General features: G+C 66.6%; 18 protein-coding genes. 13 read left to right on the forward strand and 5 right to left on the reverse strand.

Features of this window, described 5'->3' with window-relative positions; genetic code table 11:
• Positions 1-158: 158 nt before the first annotated feature.
• The 6 genes from RCH15_RS07860 (at position 159) to RCH15_RS07885 (ending at position 6132) form a co-directional block, all read left to right on the forward strand.
• The gene (locus tag RCH15_RS07860; protein ID WP_326959744.1) at positions 159-491 is read left to right on the forward strand and encodes a hypothetical protein; all 333 of its coding nucleotides are present in this window, start codon (positions 159-161) and stop codon (positions 489-491) included.
• A gap of 111 nt (positions 492-602) precedes the next feature.
• Entirely contained in the window at positions 603-1691 is a 1089-nt protein-coding gene (locus RCH15_RS07865) for a PhoH family protein (protein ID WP_326959746.1), read from the forward strand.
• Positions 1688-2161 (forward strand): rRNA maturation RNase YbeY, encoded by a 474-nt coding sequence (ybeY, locus tag RCH15_RS07870; RefSeq protein WP_326959748.1) that lies wholly within the window; start codon positions 1688-1690, stop codon positions 2159-2161. The genes RCH15_RS07865 and ybeY overlap by 4 nt, the downstream gene beginning before the upstream one ends.
• A complete protein-coding gene (locus RCH15_RS07875; protein WP_326959750.1) occupies positions 2158-3489 on the forward strand; it encodes a hemolysin family protein in 1332 nt (443 codons plus the stop codon). The genes ybeY and RCH15_RS07875 overlap by 4 nt, the downstream gene beginning before the upstream one ends.
• Positions 3473-4435 carry a GTPase Era gene (gene era, locus RCH15_RS07880; RefSeq protein WP_326959752.1) on the forward strand — a complete coding sequence of 321 codons (963 nt, stop codon included), beginning with the start codon at positions 3473-3475 and terminating at the stop codon, positions 4433-4435. The genes RCH15_RS07875 and era overlap by 17 nt, the downstream gene beginning before the upstream one ends.
• Before the next feature lie 116 nt (positions 4436-4551).
• Positions 4552-6132, forward strand: coding sequence for an LCP family protein (locus RCH15_RS07885; protein WP_442784513.1), 1581 nt, complete (start codon positions 4552-4554; stop codon positions 6130-6132).
• A gap of 93 nt (positions 6133-6225) precedes the next feature.
• Here RCH15_RS07885 and RCH15_RS07890 read toward each other — a convergent pair whose 3' ends face one another.
• Positions 6226-8178, reverse strand: coding sequence for a M13 family metallopeptidase (locus RCH15_RS07890; RefSeq protein ID WP_326959754.1), 1953 nt, complete (start codon positions 8176-8178; stop codon positions 6226-6228).
• 251 nt (positions 8179-8429) lie between these two features.
• Between RCH15_RS07890 and leuA the strand changes: the two genes are divergently transcribed.
• From leuA to RCH15_RS07905, 3 genes are all read left to right on the forward strand, one after another.
• Positions 8430-10169 carry a 2-isopropylmalate synthase gene (leuA, locus tag RCH15_RS07895; RefSeq protein ID WP_326959756.1) on the forward strand — a complete coding sequence of 580 codons (1740 nt, stop codon included), beginning with the start codon at positions 8430-8432 and terminating at the stop codon, positions 10167-10169.
• An 84-nt stretch (positions 10170-10253) separates the two neighbouring features.
• Entirely contained in the window at positions 10254-11024 is a 771-nt protein-coding gene (recO, locus tag RCH15_RS07900; RefSeq protein ID WP_326959758.1) for a DNA repair protein RecO, read from the forward strand.
• A gap of 2 nt (positions 11025-11026) precedes the next feature.
• A complete protein-coding gene (locus RCH15_RS07905; protein ID WP_326959760.1) occupies positions 11027-11854 on the forward strand; it encodes an isoprenyl transferase in 828 nt (275 codons plus the stop codon).
• A 10-nt stretch (positions 11855-11864) separates the two neighbouring features.
• Here RCH15_RS07905 and RCH15_RS07910 read toward each other — a convergent pair whose 3' ends face one another.
• Genes RCH15_RS07910 through RCH15_RS07920 form a run of 3 tightly spaced genes read right to left on the reverse strand, consistent with a single transcriptional unit; the run spans position 11865 to position 15580 of the window.
• The gene (locus RCH15_RS07910) at positions 11865-12863 is read right to left on the reverse strand and encodes an alpha/beta hydrolase (RefSeq protein WP_326959906.1); all 999 of its coding nucleotides are present in this window, start codon (positions 12861-12863) and stop codon (positions 11865-11867) included.
• A complete protein-coding gene (locus RCH15_RS07915) occupies positions 12863-13873 on the reverse strand; it encodes an alpha/beta hydrolase (RefSeq protein ID WP_326959762.1) in 1011 nt (336 codons plus the stop codon). Before RCH15_RS07915 ends, RCH15_RS07910 begins: the two co-directional genes overlap by 1 nt.
• Positions 13874-13882: 9 nt before the next feature.
• The gene (locus RCH15_RS07920; RefSeq protein WP_326959764.1) at positions 13883-15580 is read right to left on the reverse strand and encodes an FAD-binding dehydrogenase; all 1698 of its coding nucleotides are present in this window, start codon (positions 15578-15580) and stop codon (positions 13883-13885) included.
• Positions 15581-15647: 67 nt separating this feature from the next.
• Here RCH15_RS07920 and RCH15_RS07925 point away from each other — a divergent pair, with 67 nt between their 5' ends.
• Complete coding sequence (locus RCH15_RS07925; protein ID WP_326959766.1) at positions 15648-16721, forward strand: quinone-dependent dihydroorotate dehydrogenase; 1074 nt, start codon at positions 15648-15650, stop codon at positions 16719-16721.
• Between the two features lie 78 nt (positions 16722-16799).
• Here the strand turns inward: RCH15_RS07925 and RCH15_RS07930 are convergent, their stop codons facing one another.
• Positions 16800-17399: a DUF3043 domain-containing protein gene (locus RCH15_RS07930; protein ID WP_326959768.1), complete on the reverse strand. Its 600-nt coding sequence runs from the start codon at positions 17397-17399 to the stop codon at positions 16800-16802.
• Positions 17400-17504: 105 nt separating this feature from the next.
• Here RCH15_RS07930 and RCH15_RS07935 point away from each other — a divergent pair, with 105 nt between their 5' ends.
• The 3 genes from RCH15_RS07935 (at position 17505) to ctaC (ending at position 20569) form a co-directional block, all read left to right on the forward strand.
• On the forward strand, positions 17505-18935 hold the full coding sequence (locus RCH15_RS07935) for a dipeptidase (RefSeq protein ID WP_326959770.1): 1431 nt from the start codon (positions 17505-17507) through the stop codon (positions 18933-18935).
• A gap of 172 nt (positions 18936-19107) precedes the next feature.
• A complete protein-coding gene (locus RCH15_RS07940) occupies positions 19108-19497 on the forward strand; it encodes a HesB/IscA family protein (RefSeq protein ID WP_326959772.1) in 390 nt (129 codons plus the stop codon).
• Positions 19498-19696: 199 nt separating this feature from the next.
• On the forward strand, positions 19697-20569 hold the full coding sequence (ctaC, locus tag RCH15_RS07945) for an aa3-type cytochrome oxidase subunit II (protein ID WP_326959774.1): 873 nt from the start codon (positions 19697-19699) through the stop codon (positions 20567-20569).

A 20569-nucleotide genomic window follows, 5' to 3' on the forward strand; every position in this document is an offset into this window, starting at 1 on the left:
ATACCTAAAGTGCCACGCCAGCCCTGGACGGCGGGGGAGGGCCGGGCGCTGGCGTCAGAACCGGGCACCCGGAATCACCCTCTTCGAGGGGGACAGCAGACTGCCCGCGGCGCTGGATATGAGGTGGCGGTCCTCAACAAACGAACGATGGAGAAGTCATGTCCCATCGGTTGAGCATCGGCACGATCGAGGGCACGCTCACACCCGCGGAGCTCGATGCCCGGCGGTTGAACCGCCACACGTTCCGGTGCGAACAAAGCGGTTCGGGCATCACCTGTGCGCTCGGAGCCCTCCCTCGAGCAGTTGCTCTCGATCACCGGTGGGAAAAGCCCGAGGAGCCCCGCCCGCTCCTTGTTGTGATCGACGAAGCCCACAACGTCCGCGCCTCGGACCCCGTCACACCGGTTCAACGGGAGCTCACCGAACGGGTCACCCGGATGGCGGCCACCGGGCGGGCCCTGGCGGGCGTCGGGTCCGGCCCGCTGGCGTAAGATGGGAGTACCCGTCGCCCCGGCCGCGGACGGCGAGTCACGCCGTCGGACCGGATGACGGAACACACCATTTCCGAACTGGAGGGGACCGGAGGCCCGCGGGCCAACACCATGACTGAAGCAGCGAACGGCAAGGCCCGGATCAGCGCCGGAGCGCGCACCGCAGGTGAATTTCCCCACTCCCTACCAGGGCTGCGGACGGAGGTAGTCCTGTTCGACAGTTCCGATCAGATGGTCCAGTCGCTCGGCAGCCATGACGAGGCCCTTCGCTTCATCGAAACCCAGTACCCGGCCGTGGACTTCCACGTCCGCGGCAACGAACTTGCCATTAGCGGGCCCGCGGCGGACGTGCCGCGCATCATGCGCCTGCTCAACGAAGTCCGCGGCCTCGTTGCCCGCGGGACCGTCATTACCCCGGCTGTTTTGCAGCAGCTCGTGTCGATGCTGCGCACCCAATCGCCGCAGAACCCGGTCGATGTCCTGACCCACAACATTCTTTCCAGCCGCGGCAAAACCATCCGGCCCAAGACGCTGAACCAGAAGAACTACGTGGACGCGATCGATGACAACACCGTAATCTTCGGCATCGGCCCGGCCGGCACCGGCAAGACGTACCTGGCGATGGCCAAGGCGGTCCAGGCGCTGCAGCAAAAGGAAGTCTCCCGGATCATCCTGACCCGTCCCGCCGTCGAAGCGGGGGAGCGGCTGGGATTCCTGCCCGGCACGCTCAGCGACAAGATCGACCCCTACCTGCGCCCGCTCTATGACGCCCTGCACGAAATGATGGACCCGGAATCCATTCCGCGACTCATTGCTGCCGGCACCATTGAAGTCGCCCCCTTGGCCTACATGCGCGGCCGCACGCTCAATGACGCCTTCATCATCCTGGACGAGGCGCAAAACACCACGCCGGAGCAGATGAAGATGTTCCTCACCCGGCTCGGCTTCGGCTCCAAGATGGTGGTCACCGGTGACGTCACGCAGGTGGACCTGCCCTTCGGGACACGCTCCGGCCTTCGGATCGTGGAGGACATCCTGACAGGTATCGACGACGTCAACTTCACCGTGCTGGATGCCTCCGACGTCGTCCGGCACCGACTGGTGGGCGACATCGTCAACGCTTACAGCGTCTGGGATGAGATCCAGCGGAACCGGGTCAAGCATTCAGTGGCCCGCGACAAGCGCGGTGAGCGCCCGTGAGCATTGAGGTCAACAACGAATCCGGCATTGCCGTCGACGAGGCGGAGTTGGTGCAGCTGTCCCGGTTCATTTTCGAGCGGCTCTTCATCCACCCGCAGGCGGAGCTGTCGATCCTGCTCGTGGATGAGCCGGCCATGGAGAAGCTGCACATAGAACTGATGGACGAGCCAGGCTCCACGGACGTGCTCTCGGTGCCCATGGACGAACTGACGCCCGGCACCCCCGGCAAGCCGACCCCGCAGGGCATGCTCGGCGACATCGCCATCTGCCCCCAGGTTGCGGAGGTCCAGGCGATGAACGCCGGCCACTCGACCCAGGATGAAATGCTGCTGCTCACCACGCACGGCATCCTGCACCTGCTCGGTTTCGACCATGCAGAGCTGGAGGAGAAGGAGGAGATGTTCGGGCTGCAGCGTGAACTTCTCTCCGCCTTCACCGGCAAAGACGCCCCGTCAGAGACGATTCAGTGACGCCACTGATCGTCGCCGGCATGGCGCTGGTGTTCCTGAGTTTTGCGGCGTTCCTGACCGCAGCCGAATCCGCCTTCAATTACCTTTCCCGGCACGACGCCGAGGCCGCGATCCTGCACAGCCGCGGCAACGCCCTCAAACGCATTATGGCCCAGCCCGTGGCGCACATGCGCGCCCTGCGCTTCTGGCGCATCTGGTTTGATATGGCCTCCGCGGTTGCCGTCACCGTGCTCCTGAACAGCCTGCTCGACAACGTCTGGCTTTCCGGGCTGATTGCCACCGGCGTCATGGCACTGCTGGGTTTCGTGATTGTGGGCGTGTCCCCGCGGCAGCTGGGCCGGGTGCATTCGGCCGGCCTGGTCCGGTTCAGCGCCCCGCTGATCCGCTGGCTGTGCTGGGTGCTGGGCCCGATTCCCGGCTGGCTCGTCACCGTCGGCAGCGCCGTGGCCCCCGGCGCTCCGGCAGACAATGAGGCCTTCTTCAGCGAAGAGGAATTCCGTGAACTGGTGGACCGTGCCACGGAGTCCGACGTCATCGAGGACAACGAGGCAGAGCTTATCCAGTCGGTGTTTGATTTCGGCGATACCCTGGTCCGCTCCGTCATGGTGCCGCGCACCGACATCCTCAGCATCGACTCCGGTTCAAGCCTGCACCGGGCCATGTCCCTGTTCCTGCGCTCGGGGTATTCGCGGATCCCCGTGATCGGCGAAAACACCGACCAGGTGCTGGGCATCGTTTACCTCAAGGACGTCGCCGCGGTCCTCCACAACCTCCGTCCCGGGCAGGCGCCCCCGGTCGTTGACAAGCTCGCCCGCGAGGTGCGCTACGTGCCCGACTCCAAGCCCGTCAGTGAGCTGTTGCGCGAACTGCAGAAGGAATCAACGCACGTGGCAATCGTGATCGACGAGTACGGCGGCACCGCCGGCCTCGTCACGCTGGAGGACCTCATCGAAGAAATCGTGGGCGAGATCGTGGATGAATACGACACCGAGAGCGCGGAGGCGGTGGAACTCGGCGACGGCAGTTACCGGGTCAGTGCCCGGATGAGCGTCGAAGATCTCGGCGAACTGTTCGACCTTGAACTGGACGACGACGAAGTGGACACTGTGGGCGGCCTGCTCGCCAAGGCCCTCGGGCGGGTCCCGATCGTCGGCAGCACCGTGGAGGTCCACGGGTTGTCCCTCCGCGCCGACCGGCTCGAAGGCCGGCGCAACCGCGTCAGCCACATCATTGCGTCGGCAGTGCCGACAGAAGAAACTGACCTTGAAGACCTTCTCGACGAGGCCGCACCAATCCAACAGGGAGTCTTACGTGAGCAAGCAGAATAAGTCCGACGACGGCGGCGCAGCCCACGGCGGTTACCGCGCCGGCTTTGCGGTGCTGGTCGGCCGGCCCAATGCGGGCAAATCGACCCTCACGAATGCCCTGGTCGGCCAGAAAGTCGCGATCACCTCGGCCAAGCCGCAGACGACGCGCCACACCATCCGCGGCATCGTGCACCGGGAGGACGCCCAGTTGATTCTGGTGGACACCCCGGGCCTGCACCGCCCGCGGACCCTGCTGGGAAAACGGCTCAACGAACTCGTCGCCGACACCCTCGCCGAGGTTGACGCAATCGGGTTCTGCCTGCCCGCCAACGAAAAGATCGGTCCGGGTGACAAGTTCATCGCCGCCCAGCTTGCCGCCATTGGAAACAAACCGGTGATCGCTATCGTCACCAAAGCTGACACGGTGGACCGCCAGGCGCTCACTGAACAGCTGCTGGCCGTCGCCGCCTTGGGCCGCGACGTCCTCGGCGAGGAGAGCTGGAAGGATATCGTGCCCGTGTCCGCCACCGACGGCTTCCAAGTGGAGACCCTGGCCGACGTCCTGATCGGCCAGATGCCGGCGTCCCCGCCGCTGTATCCGGACGGACATCTCACGGACGAACCGGAAGCGGTGATGATTGCCGAGCTCATCCGTGAGGCAGCCCTCGAAGGTGTCCGTGATGAGCTTCCCCACTCCCTCGCTGTCGTGGTCGATGAGATTGTTCCGCGCGAAGGCCGGCCCGAGGACAAGCCATTTCTGGATGTGCGGGTCAATCTTTACGTGGAGCGGCCGTCGCAGAAGGCCATCATCATCGGCAAGGGCGGGGCACGATTGCGGGAAGTCGGCACCAACGCCCGGAAAGCAATCGAAGCGCTGCTGGGTGCCCGCATCTACTTGGACCTGCACGTGAAAGTCGCCAAGGACTGGCAGCGTGACCCCAAACAGCTCGTAAAGCTCGGTTTTTAGCCCGAAGGTCCCACTCCGGCCCGGGCCCGCGCCGCACCCATCAAACCCGCCACCGGGGAATTCCCAGATTCGGACCCTAAAATGGTCAGACCCTGTCCGTGAAAGAAGGCTGAACCGTGTCCCGACCCCGTGAAGACCGCGCAGGCGGAGCCGGTTCCCCGGCAGGGTCCGGCCCCGCTGCCCGGCACACGGACGATCCCGCCGTCGGACCGGCCCGGCACCTGGGGTCCGTCGGGCGGATGCCGCGATGGCTGAAGATCGGTACCGCCGTCGTCTCCGTCCTCCTCATCGGCGTCATCGCTTTCGGCGCGTACTGGGCCATTCGCCTGCAAAGCAACATCACCAAGGCATCCTTGGGAGCCGGAAGCGATAAGACCGAGTCCGCATTGGACAACTCCCGGGACCGGATGCAGATCCTCATCCTTGGCTCGGACACCCGTGATGGCAAGAATTCCCAATACGGCGGGGCCGATGACTCCACCGGCTACGGGCATTCCGATGTCATGATGCTGATGGACATCTCGGCGGACAACAAGCGCGTCAACGTCGTCAGCTTTCCCCGGGACCTGCTCGTCGACATTCCCAAGTGCATCGATCAGAAAACCAAACAGGCATTTCCGGCCCAGAAAGACGTCATGATCAACGCGGCCATGTCAGAGGCCGGCATCGGCTGCGCTGTGGACACCGTGAACAAGCTCACGGGCCTGGAAATCGACCACTTCATGATGGCGGACTTCAATTCGGTCAAGGAACTCTCCAACACTGTCGGCGGGGTGGACGTCTGCATCAGCGACGCCGTCTACGACCCCGACTCCGGCCTGCGGCTCCCGAAGGGCACTTCCAAAGTTGAGGGGGAGCAGGCCCTCGCGTTCCTGCGTGCCCGCCATGCCTTCGCCGACGGCGGCGACCTCGGCCGGATCAGGGCGCAGCAGGCGTTCCTGTCTTCACTGGTCCGCAAGATCAGGGACGACGGAACCCTCGGCAACCCCGCCAAGACGCTGCAGATCGCGGATGTCGTGACCCGCAACCTCACCATCGATGAGGGCCTTGCCTCGGTCCCGACACTGCTGACGGTCGCGAACCGGTTGAAGAACATCGATGTCAGCAAGGTGGCTTTTGTCGCCGTGCCTACCGTGCCGGCGGTCAGCGACGTCAACCGCCTGGAGCTCGCCGAACCCGCTGCGTCGCAGCTGTTCGCCGCGATGCGCAAGGACATTGACCTGACGGACCCGACAGCGACCCCGAGCCCGTCCGTCAGCCCGGACGGGAGTGCCGCCCCCAGCGCGGAGCCGACACCCAGCGAAGTGGCGACCACTTATGACAAAGCAGTACAACCTGTCACAGTGGCCAATGGTTCAGGAGTTCCGGCGCGGCCCCAGGAAATTATCCGGACCTTGACCGCCGGCGGCTTCACCCAGCTTGCCCGGCTCGCCGCCCCGCCCGTGGCGGCCACGGCCGTGTATTTCGGCGCGGGCTACGACGCCGTGGCAACGGATGTGGCCGCCCTGCTGGGGATACCGGCGGCCCGGGTGCTGCCTGCCGCCGGGGTCAACGGCATCCAGGTCTACCTCGGCAGCGACCCCGTGGGCGGCACGGCGAGTAAAGACGCAGCGGTGGACCTGCCCTCCGACATCGTCAACCAGACCGCCGGCGACGTCGTCTGCCAGCAAGCCAACCCCGCACTGATTACGCCCTAGCAGGGCCCGCCCGGGAGATAAGGCCGGGGCCGGCTGCAGGAATCATCCTGCAGCCGGCCCCTGACTGTGAACGGGCACTGCGGGGACCGCTAATTACCAGATGCTGACGCGCCCCGCCATGGGCATCCACATGCCATCCTGCTCCGAGGTATCGAACGCCTCGTGGAAAGCATCGAGATTCTTGGCGATCTGGTTGGTGCGGAACTCGTTCGGCGAGTGCGGATCGGTGGCGAGCCTGCGGATGGCCTCCTCATTCCGCATGACCTGCCGCCAGCCGGCCGCCCACGAGGCAAAGAAGCGCTGCACGCCGGTCAGGCCATCCAGCACCGGCGGTTCCTGGCCGTCCAGGCTGATCAGATAGGCCTTGTACGCGATCGTCAGCCCGCCGAGGTCGCCGATGTTCTCGCCCAGGGTCAGGTTGCCGTTGACGGTGTGGCCGGGCGCCGCCGACGGGGAGAGGGCATTGAACTGGGCCACCAGTTTGGAGGTCAGCGCCTCGAAGGCGGTCCGGTCCTCCTGGGACCACCAGTTCCGCAGCAGCCCGCTGCCGTCATACTGCGAGCCCTGGTCGTCGAAGCCATGGCCTATCTCGTGGCCGATAACAGCGCCGATGCCCCCGTAGTTGACGGCGTCGTCGGCGTCGGCGGTGAAGAAGGGCGGCTGCAGGATGGCTGCCGGAAAAACAATCTCGTTGAGCAGCGGGTGGTAATACGCGTTGACCGTCTGCGGCGTCATGAGCCACTTCTGCCGGTCCACGGGCTTCCCCACCTCATCGAGATGCCGGTCGACGTCGGCGCTGTGCGCGCGCTCCACATTGCCCAGCAGGTCCGCCGGGTCGATGTCCACCGCGGAGTAGTCGATCCACTTGTCGGGGTAGCCGATCTTGGCGCGGAAGGAGTCGAGTTTCTTCAACGCCTCGCGTTTGGTTTCCTCCCCCATCCACGGGAGTCCGGTGATGGATTCGCGGTACGCCTCGATCAGGTTCGCCACCAGTAACTCCATCCGGGCCTTGTGCGACTCGGGGAAGTGCCGGCTTACGTAGATCTGGCCTACCGCCTCGCCGAGAGCGGCCTCGACGACGGCGACGCCGCGCTTCCACCGGTCCTTATTACGCGGCGTTCCGCTGAGCGTGGTGCCGTAGAAGGCAAAGTCCGCCTCCACCAGCGCGGCGGAGAGGTAAGGGGCTGCCGCGCTGATGACCCGCAACGCAAGCCACTCCTGCCAGACGGAGAGCGGCTCCGAGTCCAGCAGCGACGCCGCCCCGGCAAAAAAGTCGGGGGTGCTCACCACGAGTTCAGCGCGCTTTTCCGGAGCGATGGCGGCGGCGTCGAACCAGGCCGGAAGAAGCGGGAAGAGCGCAGCGGCCTCGTCGGCCGACTTGAGGTTATAGGTCTTCTGCGGATTCCGCAGGGTGACCTTGTCCCAGTGGTGCGAAGCCAGAGCCCTCTCAAGCTCCACCACCCGGTGTGCCGCGCCGAGCGGGTCGGCAACGCCGGCCAGGCCGAAAACGGTCGACACGTGGTCCGTGTAGGCCTGCACCACCGGCGCGAACTTCTCCTCGCGGTAGTACGACTCATCGGGCAATCCCAGCCCGCCCTGGCCGGTGTAGAGCAGGATCCGGTCCGGGTTTCCGGCGTCGGGTGCCGGGTAGATGTAAAAAAGCCCGCCCACATCGGCGCGGAACAGGCGGCCGGCCAGGGCTACGAGTTCCGTGACCGACGTCGTGGCGGAGACCTCGGCGAGCCGTTGCCGGATCGGGTCCAGGCCTTTCGCCTCCGCCGCGGCCTCGTCCATGAAGCTGTTGTAAAGGTCGCCGATCTTCTGCCCGATCCCGGTGGACTCCGCCCCGCGGGCGGCCGCGTCTGCGATGATTTCCTTCACCGCGAGCTCCGAGCCGTCACGCAGCGCGGTGAACGTTCCCTCAAGGGCCCGATCATCCGGAATCTCGGTGGTCTTGAGCCAGGTGCCGTTCACGTGCTGGTACAGGTCATCCTGCGGCCGGACGCCGGCGTCGATGGTGGACAGGTCAATCCCCGAAAGCGGCACGAATGCTCCTTTGAGAGGCAGTCCGGCACCGCCCCGTGGGGGTCCCGAGTCTGCATGGTGGACGTTGCAGAGGTAACGCCTCTTCATCTTACGCACCCGTGTTACTGTGAAAGGGTGCGCGCAGAACTGCTTCTTCTTAGCTGCCGCGGCGAGGCCTCAGACGCGATCTAGCGCAAGGCCCACCCTCGCTGCGGAGTTTGTGTTGCCCGGCCACCCTTTCACCAGGAATTACAGAAAAGGCCCCGATTGTAATGCGAAACGCACAAAAGCCCTCCGGAATGCCCATCCACCGCTATGTCCCTTTCCAGGACATCATCACGGTTGAATTGCCGGACCGCACCTGGCCGGACAAGGTCATCACCAAGGCCCCGCGCTGGTGCGCCGTGGACCTGCGTGACGGCAACCAGGCGCTGATCGACCCGATGAGTCCCGCCCGCAAGCTGAAGATGTTCCAGCTGCTGGTGCGGATGGGCTACAAGGAGATCGAAGTTGGTTTTCCGTCCGCCTCGCAGACGGATTTCGACTTCGTCCGGCAGCTCATCGAGGGCAGCCACATTCCGGACGATGTCACCATCCAGGTCCTGACCCAGGCCCGCGAGCACTTGATTGAGCGGACGTACGAGTCCCTCGTTGGCGCCAAGCAAGCGATCGTGCACCTGTACAACTCGACGTCGGTTCTGCAGCGCCGTGTGGTCTTCAACCAGGACGAGGACGGCATTTTGGACATCGCCCTGCAGGGCGCGCGGCTGTGCAAGAAGTACGAGGAAACGCTGCAGGACACCCACATCACCTACGAGTACTCGCCGGAGTCCTTCACCGGAACGGAACTGGAGTATGCCGTCCGGGTCTGCAACGCGATCGCGGACGTCTTCGAGGCCTCGGCCGACAGCAAGGTCATCATCAACCTGCCGGCCACCGTGGAGATGGCCACCCCGAATGTCTACGCCGACTCCATCGAGTGGATGAGCCGCAACCTGCACCCGCGCGAAGGCATCATTCTTTCGCTGCACCCGCACAATGACCGCGGAACCGGCGTCGCGGCCGCGGAGCTGGGCTACCTGGCCGGTGCCGACCGGATCGAAGGCTGCCTGTTTGGCAACGGTGAGCGGACCGGGAACGTGGACCTGGTGACACTGGGCCTGAACATGTTCGTCCAGGGCGTCGACCCGATGATCGATTTCTCCGACATCGACGAGGTCCGGCGCACCGTGGAGTACTGCAACCAGTTGCCCGTGGCTGAGCGCGCACCCTACGGCGGGGACCTCGTCTTCACCGCATTCTCCGGTTCGCACCAGGACGCCATCAAAAAGGGCCTGGAGGCGCTGGAGAAGGACGCCGCCGCCGCCGGCAAAGACGTCGCCGACTACCCCTGGCAGGTCCCGTACCTGCCGGTCGACCCGAAGGACCTGGGCCGCAGCTACGAGGCCGTCATCCGGGTCAACTCCCAGTCGGGCAAGGGCGGCGTCGCCTACCTGCTCAAGAACGAGCACAACCTGGACCTGCCCCGGCGCGCCCAGATCGAGTTCTCCGGTGTCATCCAGAAGCAGACGGACACCATGGGCGGCGAAGTCAGCGGCGCCCGGCTCTGGCAGGTCTTCCAGGACGAATACCTGCCTTCCGGCGCTGCCGACGCGCAGTGGGGGCGTTACGCCCTCGGCTCGTTCAGCACCGAGACGGACGAAGACGGTTTTATGACCTTGCACGCGTCGCTCAAGGTCGACGGCGTCCAGGTCCACCGGACCGGCACCGGCAACGGTCCGATCGCTGCCCTGCTGAGCATCCTGCGTGAGGATGGCGTGGACGTCCGGGTCCTGGACTACAGCGAACATGCCCTGTCCGAAGGCGGCAGCGCCCTCGCCGCGGCCTACGTCGAATGCGCCGTCGGAGAGCGTGTCCTGTGGGGCGTCGGGATCGACGCCAACACGTCCACGTCCTCGCTCAAGGCTGTCATCTCGGCCGTGAACCGGGCCATCAGGGACGCCCGCGCCTAGCCGGTATGCCAGCACGGCGCCGCCGGGTTCTCCGGCGGCGCCGTGCTGGCTTTCACCCCAATGGCGGTGTTTCCCGCCCAGATAATGCGAAGATTAACCGTGGCCCAACCTTCCTCCTTTGCTTCCCGCGCCTACCGTGATGACGGCGTCGTGCTGCGTACCCACAAGCTGGGCGAGGCGGACCGCATCATCACCATCCTGACCAAGCATCATGGCCAGGTCCGTGCGGTGGCCAAGGGGGTCCGCCGAACGAGCAGCCGCTTCGGCGCGCGGCTGGAGCCCTTTATGGTCGCGGACCTGCAGCTCATCTCCGGCCGGTCCCTCGACATCGTCACCCAGGCGGTTGCCAAAGGCGCCTATGGCGGCAACATTGCCGCCGACTACGGCCGCTACACCGTCGCTGCGGCGATGACCGAGACGGCGGAGAAGCTCACCGACGTCGACGGCGAATCGGGCACCGCCCAGTACAACCTCCTCGTCGGTGCCCTGGCGTCGCTAAGCCGCGGCGACCACACTCCCGAACTGATCCTCGATTCCTACCTGCTGCGTGCCCTTTCGACCGGCGGCTGGGCGCCGAGCTTCACCGACTGTGCCCGCTGCGGTGCCGGCGGGCCGCACAATGCGTTCTCCGCCCCGCTCGGCGGCATGGTCTGTGCCGACTGCCGCCCGCCGGGATCGCCGGCACCCGCTGCCGAGACGGTCCTCCTGCTCGGCGCGTTGCTGACTGGGGACTGGGCGACCGCGGACGCGTCCGTCCCGGTGCATCGCCGCGAAGCTGCGGGCCTGGTGGCCAGCTACCTGCAGTGGCATCTGGAACGAGTCCTGAAATCCTTCAAGCATGTGGAGCGAACATAACTGTGGCGTTGGGTAAAAAGAACAATCCGGTCCGGCAGCGGAGCGCCCCCGTGGTGAGTCCGTACCCGCACCCCTCCGGTGCCATGGCCCCGGCCATCCCGGCGGAGTTCATTCCACGGCACGTCGCCATTGTGATGGACGGCAACGGCCGGTGGGCGAACCAGCGCGGCCTGCCCCGGATCGAGGGCCACAAGGCGGGGGAGCCGGCCCTGCTGGACGTAGTGGCCGGAGCGATCGAGCTCGGCATCGAGTACGTGAGCGTCTACGCCTTCTCCACCGAGAACTGGCGCCGCTCGCCCGAGGAAGTGCGCTTCCTGATGGGTTTTAACAAGGACGTGCTACGTCGCCAGCGCAACCAGCTCGATGAGTGGGGTGTCCGGATCCGCTGGTCGGGGCGGCGGCCCCGACTCTGGGGGTCGGTGATCCGCGAGCTGGAGGAGGCCGAGGAATTTACCCGCAACAACAGCACCTGCACCTTGAACATGTGTGTTAATTACGGCGGACGGGCAGAAATCGCCGATGCGGTGTCTGCAATAGCGGAGGAGGTGGCGGCCGGGCGGCTCAGGCCGGGCGCCATCACCGAGAAGACGATTCAGAAGTACCTCGACGAGCCGGACCTGCCGGACGTTGACCTGTTCCTGCGCAGCTCCGGCGAGCAGCGGCTCTCCAACTTCATGCTTTGGCAGTCGGCGTATGCGGAGTTCGTCTTCATGGACACGCTGTGGCCCGACGTGGACCGGCGGACGCTGTGGGACGCCGTCGAGATCTATGCCCAGCGGGACCGCCGCTATGGTGGTGCCGTCGACGCTGCGCCCGCCGCCCCGGCCTGACCCCGGCGGTTCAGCCGGGGTACAGGCTGAGCCAGAGGACGAGGTCGTCATAGGCTTCCTGCCGCACCGTGCGGCGGGACAGGAAGAGGTCGTGGATTGCCCCCGGGTACCGGAAGACTGCCGCCCGGCGGCCCAGCCTGAGCGCACTGCGCGCCGTTTCCTCGACATCGATCACGGCGTCGAGATCCATGAGCTCCGCGGACCACTCCGCCTGGATCCGGGTGCGGCCGGACAGCATCACCAGCACCGGCGAGCTGATGCCCAGCCGCTGCGCCACCGCCGCGTGGCCGGCCAGGACTGCCTTCACCCACCCGGGGCGGACGGGGAACGATTCCTTCGGACGCCACGCGGGATCCAGGCACCATTCACCGTGGGCGGTGCTGCTTACGCTGTCCCAGTAGCCGGTCATGCTGGGCAGCAGGAGCGCCCGGCGCGGGTCTGCCCGCGCCAAAGGCTCCACCAAGTGCACGGCGATGTTACGGATGAGGCCGCTGCCCTGCAGTTCCAGCCAGGGCGCGTTGAGGACCAGCGTGCCCAGCTTCCCCGGATTCCGGTCCGCCCACAGTGCTGCGACAAGGCCGCCGAGGGAATGCGCGAGCATGTGCACCGTCGGTGCCGCGGAGTGGCCGGTGCGGCGGGCGACGTCGGAGCGGATCGCTGCCAGCGCCGCCGCGATGTCCTCGTCATAGACGGCCAGGTCGGTCGCGTACCCGGGTGTCTGCCAGTTCCGCAGGCTACGGCCGAACTTCCGCAGGTCCAAAGCATAGAAGTGGAATCCGCTGGCAACCAGATGATCGGCGAGTTCGGCCTGCAGGAAGTAGTCCGCCCAGCCGTGCAGGTAGAGGACCACCTTCGCCGGTGCTTGGGTTGCGCCGCCGGCCGGGGCGCGGTGACGGACCAGGGTGGCGACGACCGGGCCCTCATCGTCCCGAACCAGAGGCAGCTGCAAGGCTTCAAACCCGCCTCCCAGCACGTCCTCCCGCCACCGGGGAAGCACCGCGGACACCATCACGCGGAGTTTCCGTCGGTCAGTACGTAGGCGCGAAGCCAGCGGGCCAGCCGGTTGTATGCGTCGGCGCGGACGCGCGGGGCAGACAGGAAGACGTCGTGCAGGGCGCCGTCGATCCGTTCCAGCGTCACGGTACGGCCCAGGCTGAGGGCCCGCAGGGCTATGGTATTGACGTCAAGGACAGCATCGGTGCGCCGCATGGATTCCTTCCAGAACATTCCGTTGGCGCTGGCCCCGGAGATCAGCACGAGGATGGGGACATTGATATTGAGTCCCCGGGCCACCCGCGACTGTCCGGCCAGGACGGCGCTCAGCCAGCCGGCGCGGACCGGAAACGCCCGGGGCGGACGGTAGTTCTCATCCAGCGTCCACTCCCCTTCGGCCGCGCTGCTGACGCTGCGCCAGTAGAAGGAGCGCTCCGGAAGGCGGATGACGGCTTCGGGCCGGAACCGCGCAAGCGGATCCACCATGGTGCGGGCGGCCCGGCGAAGGGCGGGGCTGCCATGCATCTCCAGCCAGGGGCTGTCCAGGACCAGTTGCGCAACCACCCCCGGGTGCCGGCTCGCCCACAGTGCCGCAATCAGTCCACCGGTGGAATGCCCCATCAGCGCCACCGACGGCGCGGGCTGTCCTTCCGGCTGCAGGGACATGATGATGCCAATCGCCGCGGTGATCTCGGCGTCGTAGTCGTCCAGGTCCGCGACGTAGCCGCCGTACTTCCCGGCCTGCAGGCTCCGGCCGTGGTTGTGCATGTCCAAGGCATAGAACGCGAAACCCTGGCCGGCCCAGAACGTGGCAAGTTCCTCGTTGAAGAAGTAATCACTCCAGCCGTGCAGGAAAAGCACCGCCCGGGGAGGGCTCCCACCGGTTCTGCCCGGTGCGCCTCTGCCCGTCCCGGCGCCGGGAACATGCCGCACCAGCGTGGCGGTGCGTTCGACGCCGTCCGGACCGGCCGCCGGGAAGGCGCAGGCTTCGAAGTCGTCGCCGAGGATATCGGGCAGCCATTCCATGGCAGGCACCTAGATTGCCGACGCCGCTGCGCGGCCGGCTGAACGGCCTGAGAACAGGCAGCCGCCGAGGAAGGTTCCTTCGAGGGCGCGGTATCCGTGGACGCCGCCGCCGCCGAACCCGGCAGCTTCGCCGGCGGCGAAAAGGCCGGGCACTGGCTGCCCTGAGCCGTCCAGGACCCGGGACTGGAGGTCCGTCTGGAGTCCGCCCAGGCTTTTGCGGGTGAGCACCGAGAGGCGCACGGCCAGGAGCGGTCCGTGCCGGGGGTCCAGCATCCGGTGCGGCCGGGCCACGCGCATGATCTTATCGGTGGTGAAACGGCGGGCCGCGCGGATGGCGGCGAGTTGCGGGTCCTTGCCCAGGCCGCTGTCCACCTGCCGGTCCCGGGACCGCATCAGCCGGTCCAACGCGACGGCGTCGATGAGCGGCCGGCCGGTGAGGGAGTTCATGGCGGCCGCGAGCCCTGCGGGCGTGCCGGCCTGCAGGAAATCGACCCCGCAGTCAAGGAAGCGCTGCAGGGGACCGTCGTTGCCCGGTTTCAGCCGCGATGCCAGGAGGCGGAGACTCTTGCCGGTGAGATCGGGATTCTGTTCCGAGCCGGACAGGGCAAACTCCTTCAAGGCGATGGTCCTGTTAAGCACGAACCAGGAGTGGTCGTGGCCGGTGCCGAGGATGTGGCGCAGCGACCCCAGCGAGTCGAAGCCCGGGAACAGGGGAGCGGGGAGCGGGGTTCCGGTGGCGTCCAGCCACAGGGCGGAGGGACCGGGCAGGATCCTGATGCCGTGCTTTGGCCAGACAGGGGAATGGTTGTGGATGCCTTCCGGGTAATGCCACATCCGGTCCCCATTGATGAGGTGCCCGCCGGAGCGGGCTGCGGCGGCGAGGAATCCGCCGTCGACCGATGCCGGCACGCCGGAGAGCATTCTCCGGGGCGCCGGGCCGCCGGGCCACTGCCGGCGGACGGCGTCGTGGTTGCCGCCGATTCCGCCGGTGGTCACCACAACGGCTGCGGCTGAGGCTTCGAAGCTGCCGACGGCGGTACGGGAGGAGGCTTCGCCACGGAGGGCTCCGCTGGGCTCCAGGATTTCCCCCTGCACCCCTGTGATGCGTCCCGCGGTGGTCACGAGGCCGGCCGCCCGGTGGCGGAAGTGGAACGTGACCCTGCCCGTGGCCTCACCCTCACGCAGCTTTGCCAGGAACGGCGCCACCAGTGCAGGGCCGGTGCCCCACGTCACGTGGAACCGCGGCACAGTGTTGCCGTGGCCGTCAGGAGCGTAGCCGCCGCGTTCGGCCCACTGCACCAGCGGGAAGAACCGTACGCCCAGGGCGGCCAGCCAGGCGCGCTTTTCCCCCGCCGCGAAGTCCACGTAGGCGGCCGCCCAGTCCCGGGCAAGCGCGTCCTCTGGGCGGTCGAACGCGGCGGAGGACATCCAGTCGGCGAGGGCAAGCCCCGCGCTGTCTTTGACACCCAGCCGGCGTTGCTCGGGGGAGTTGTCGAGGAACAGCCCGCCGAAAGACCAATGCGCCTGCCCGCCGGCCGACGACTCGGGCTCCTGGTCCAGCACAGCAACCCGGCGGCCTGCCGCGTAAGCCTGTGCCGCGGCGACCAAGCCGGCCAGGCCAGCCCCAATAACGAGCACATCGGCCTCGATTCCGGATCCGGCCGCCGGGGCAGGTGCGGTACCCGGGGCTTCATAGTCGCTGCTCATGGCTTCATGCTAGCGCCGGGGAGTGCGCGGGTTTGGTCTGGACCGCCGGAACCGGAAAACTAGAGCCATGCGCGTATATCCGACCTTCTTCCGGCTGGCCTTTTCATGGATGGACGCCGAACGCGCCCACAAGATCGGTTTCCGGGCCATCCGGCTCGTCCACTCCTGCGGTGCCGGGCGGGTGCTGCAGCTGGTTACCGCTCCCGCTGCATCGCTCCGGACGCAGGCGCTGGGCCTGACGTTCCCCTCGCCGTTCGGCCTGGCGGCCGGCTTCGACAAAGAGGGCCACGGCATCCAGGCCCTCACCGAGCTCGGTTTTGGCCACATTGAGGTCGGGACCATCACCGGGCAATCCCAGCCCGGCAACCCCGCCCCGAGGCTGTTCCGCCTGGTCGAGGACCGCGCCGTGATCAACAGGATGGGCTTTAACAATGACGGGGCCGCTGCCGTGGCACCCCGCCTGAAATCCGCCCGGGCAGCCCTGCAGCGCCGCCATCGGGGATCCCGGCCGGTGATCGGGGTCAATATCGGCAAATCCAAGGTGGTGGAACTTCAGGACGCCGTGGCCGATTACCTCCTCAGCGCCCGCAGCCTGGCCCCGGCCGCGGACTATCTTGTGGTCAACGTCAGTTCGCCGAACACGCCGGGACTGCGGCTCCTGCAGGATGTGCAGGCCCTTCGCCCGCTGCTGGCGGCAGTGGGGGAGGCCGCGGACCAGGCCGCCGGGCGCCACGTGCCGTTGCTGGTCAAGATCGCACCGGACCTGAGCGATGATGACATCGACGACGTCGCCCGCCTGGCCTTGGACCTGAACCTGGACGGGATTATCGCCACCAATACCACCATCGCCCGAACCGGGCTTACCGCGGGCCCTGACAAGGTGGCGGCCTGCGGGGCGGGCGGGCTCTCCGGGGCGCCGCTGAAGCAACGGTCTTTGGAGGTGCTGGCCCGGTTGAAGGCCGCAACCGGGGACGCGTTGACTCTGATCTCGGTGGGCGGCGTGGAAACCGCACAGGATGTGCAGGAGCGGCTCGAGGCCGGCGCCACCCTTGTGCAGGGCTACACGGCGTTCCTCTACGAGGGTCCGTTCTGGGCGGCGCGCATTAACCGCCAGCTCGCCAGGCACCCGTCCCGACGCTGAGTGGCGTCCGCCGGGGGACAACGAGGCCCCCGGCAATGGACTGGTCTGTCCGCTGCCGGGGGCTCCCTGGGCCGGGAATCAGGCGGGGTATTCGCCCCGCTTGACGAGGGGTTTGGGCAGGCGCAGCCGGCGGAACTGCAGCGAGCGCATGGAGCCGTACCAGACGGTGCCGCGCTCCGGTTCGCCGAATTTGTCCGTCAGCCTTTTCTTGAGTTTCCGCGACAGAATGAAGACGTCCACGAAGACCGCCAGGAACATGACCCAGAACGCGCCCAGGACGTAGATCATCTGTGAGCTGGAGGCCGGGATCAGCAGGGAGACGACCACGAAGATGAGTGCGCCGAACATCAGGTACTCCCCGAGGCTGAAGCGGGCGTCCACGTAATCCCGTGCGAACCGCTTCTGCGGGCCCCGGTCCCGGACCGGCAGGAACCTCTCATCGCCGGTTTGCATGGCCTCGCGCATCTTCAGCCGCTGCTCCTGGACCGCAGCCCGCTCGGCGGCCTTGGAGGCCTTGCGGTCCTCCGGCACCAGCGGCCGCTTACGGGCCGCCACCTGCGCGCTGCGCTTGGGCGTGGGCGCGCCCTTGCCGAGGGCGGTACCCCGGGCGGCTGCCCCGGCCGCCTGCTGGTCAACTATGTCCTGCGCCGCTGGCGCTTCTTTTTTACGTCCAAACACCCCTACAGAATACCCCGGGGCAACTAAAGCCCGGCCCGTGGACCCGGGGCGTGACCGGCCGCCGCCCTGTTTGCTGTGATTCGCGGCACGGGTAGTGTTCTGGCCATGACTTCATCACCCGCGGGGAACCCGCAAACCGCCTACCGCCATGCCGGAAACGTCGACACCGAGGCGCTCCGCCAGGCCGTCGCTGACTCTTTTGACTCCACCGTCGCCCAGTTGACCGAACTCGTCGCCATCCCGGGGATCGCCTGGCCCAGCTTCGACCCCGCCCCGCTGAACGCCAGCGCCGACGCCGTGGCTGAACTGGTGCGCGCCAGCGGCTTTGACGAGGTCCAGGTCCTGCGCTGCGACAAGGAGGACGGGACGCCGGGCGGCCCCGCCGTCGTTGCCCGCCGGGCGGCCGCCGCGGGCAAGCCGACAATCTTGCTGTACGCCCACCATGACGTGCAGCCCACCGGAGACCTGGCGCTGTGGGAGACAGACCCGTTTACCGCCGTCGAACGGGACGGCCGGCTCTACGGACGCGGCGCGGCCGATGACAAAGCCGGCATCCTGGCGCACATCGCCGCCTACTCGGCCGTCACCCGCGTTTTGGGCGACGATCTCGGCCTCGGCGTGACGTTCTTCTTCGAAGGTGAAGAGGAAGCCGGGTCCCCGACGTTCCGGACTTTCTTGGAAACGCACCAGGAGCTGCTGCGCGCTGACGTGATTGTCGTGGCGGACTCCAGTAACTGGAAGGTCGGCGTTCCTGCGCTCACCACCAGCCTCCGCGGCCTCGTGGATGGCACCATCGAAGTCAAGGTCCTGGACCACGCTGTCCACTCCGGCATGTTCGGCGGCCCGGTCCTGGATGCGCCGACTCTGCTGTCCCGGCTTATCGCCACCCTGCACGACGACGACGGCAGCGTTGCCATCGCCGGCCTCGCCAGCAGCGACGACGCCTCGGTGGATCTCTCCGAAGCGGAATACCGCGCCGACGCGTCTGTGCTCGACGGCGTCCGGCTCGCCGGCACCGGATCGATCGCATCGCGGATGTGGACCAAACCGGCGCTCTCCATCATCGGAATCGATGCCCCCGCAGTGGACGTCGCCTCCAACACCCTGCTGCCCCGCGCCCGGGCGAAGTTCAGCCTGCGGCTCGCGCCCGGGCAGGAACCGGCTGAGGCGATGGATGCCGTGCGCCGGCATGTGGAAGCCAACGCGCCTTTTGGCGCCCACGTGGTTTTCACGCCGGGGGAGAGCGGCAACGCTTTCCGCACGGACACCTCTTCCAAGGCGGCCAGCGTCGCCATGTGGGCCCTCGGCGAGGCCTGGGGCGTCCCGGCCGTCGAGACCGGCATCGGCGGCTCGATTCCGTTCATCGCCGATCTGACCGAGTTGTACCCGGATGTGCAGATCCTGGTCACCGGCGTCGAGGATCCCGACTCCCGTGCCCACAGCGCAAACGAATCCCTGCACCTGGCGGACTTCCGAAATGCGATCGTGGCCGAGGCGCTGATGCTGGCCCGCCTGAACGAGGAAGGACTGGCCTGATCCTCCTGGCCTGCGGAAGTCCGGGGGGAACATCCAGCCTGCTGGGACGGTTACGTCAGGAGTTAGAGCTACACGGCTGATCGACGTAGCATGTAGCTATAGCCCGTACCGTCAAAGTAGGGGCGGGTGCCGTGCAAGCGGCACCGCCACCACCGTCGTTAGAAGGTAGGCCATGAGCACTACAACCAATGAAAACAGCATTGACACCACCGCCGCTGCGGGCGGGGATCCGGCAGCGCACGAGGTCAAGCTGACCGACGTCGCCGCCGGCAAGGTCCGCAGCCTGCTGGAGCAGGAAGGCCGCACCGATCTGCGCCTCCGGGTGGCGGTCCAGCCCGGCGGTTGCTCTGGCCTCATCTACCAGCTCTACTTCGATGAGCGGCTCCTCGACGGCGACGCCGTGCGCGACTACGACGGCGTCGAAGTTGTGGTGGACAAGATGAGCGTTCCCTACCTCAGCGGTGCCAGCATCGACTTCGAAGACACCATCTCGAAGCAGGGCTTCACCATCGATAACCCCAACGCCGGCGGCTCCTGCGCCTGCGGTGATTCCTTCCACTAAGGCCGGGCTGTTTGCCCGGCCTTAGTGCCGGAAAATCCACAACGACCGGGGCCGGCAAATAGGTCCCGACGCACGGCGCGGACATGTGGGCGAAACCTCGCGGGGAGCGGTAAGCTCTACATCGAGTAGTAAAACTTTTCGTGTGCCCAGGTTTGCATTTGGCGGCCCGGGCGACAGCAACAAGTAGGAAGGGCCGTCTGTGAGTTCGCAGAACCGAACCGGCAGCCGACGCAAACAGATCACTACGATCACTGGCTTGGCACTCGCCGGCGCGTTGGCTTTGACTGGATGTTCACCAGAGGTACAGAAAGGGTGGCTGCCCACCGAGCGTGGCACCACCAACCACACTGACCGCATCATGGACCTCTGGGTCAACTCATGGATTGCCGCCCTGGTTGTGGGCGTCATTACCTGGGGCCTGATGATCTGGTGCATCGTCGCCTACCGGCGCCGCAAAGGCACAGTGGGGTTCCCGCGGCAGAACAGCTTCAACCTTCCGCTCGAGGTCTTCTACCTGACGATCCCGCTGTTCATGGTTCTGGTGTTTTTCTACTTCACCGACCGCGACCAGCAGGCGATCGACAACCGGGCACAGCCCGCCGACGTCGTCGTCGATGTCCGCGGCAAACAGTGGGCCTGGGACTTCAACTACAAAAAGGGCGACGTCATCCGCGAGGATGTCCACGAAGCCGGCGTCCAGGCCCACCTCACCGGCAATGACGTGGACAAGGAAAAGCTGCCTACGCTTTACCTGCCGGTGAACAAGTCCGTTGACCTGGAACTGAACGCCCGCGACGTCATCCACTCCTTCTGGGTTCCCGCCTTCCTGCAGAAGCGCGACATGATCCCCGGCAAGACCAACTACATCAGGTTCACCCCCACCAAAGAGGGCACCTACGACGGCAAGTGCGCCGAACTCTGCGGCGAGTACCACTCCGAAATGCTGTTCCGCGTGAAAGTCGTTTCCGACGCCGAGTTCCAGACACACCTGGACCAACTCCGCCAGGACGGCAACACCGGGCTCCTCGGCGAAGAGTACGACCGCAACCCGGCCCCGGCAGAAACCAAGTAA

Source organism: Arthrobacter sp. MP_M4 (assembly GCF_035984855.1).
Taxonomy (GTDB): domain Bacteria; phylum Actinomycetota; class Actinomycetes; order Actinomycetales; family Micrococcaceae; genus Arthrobacter.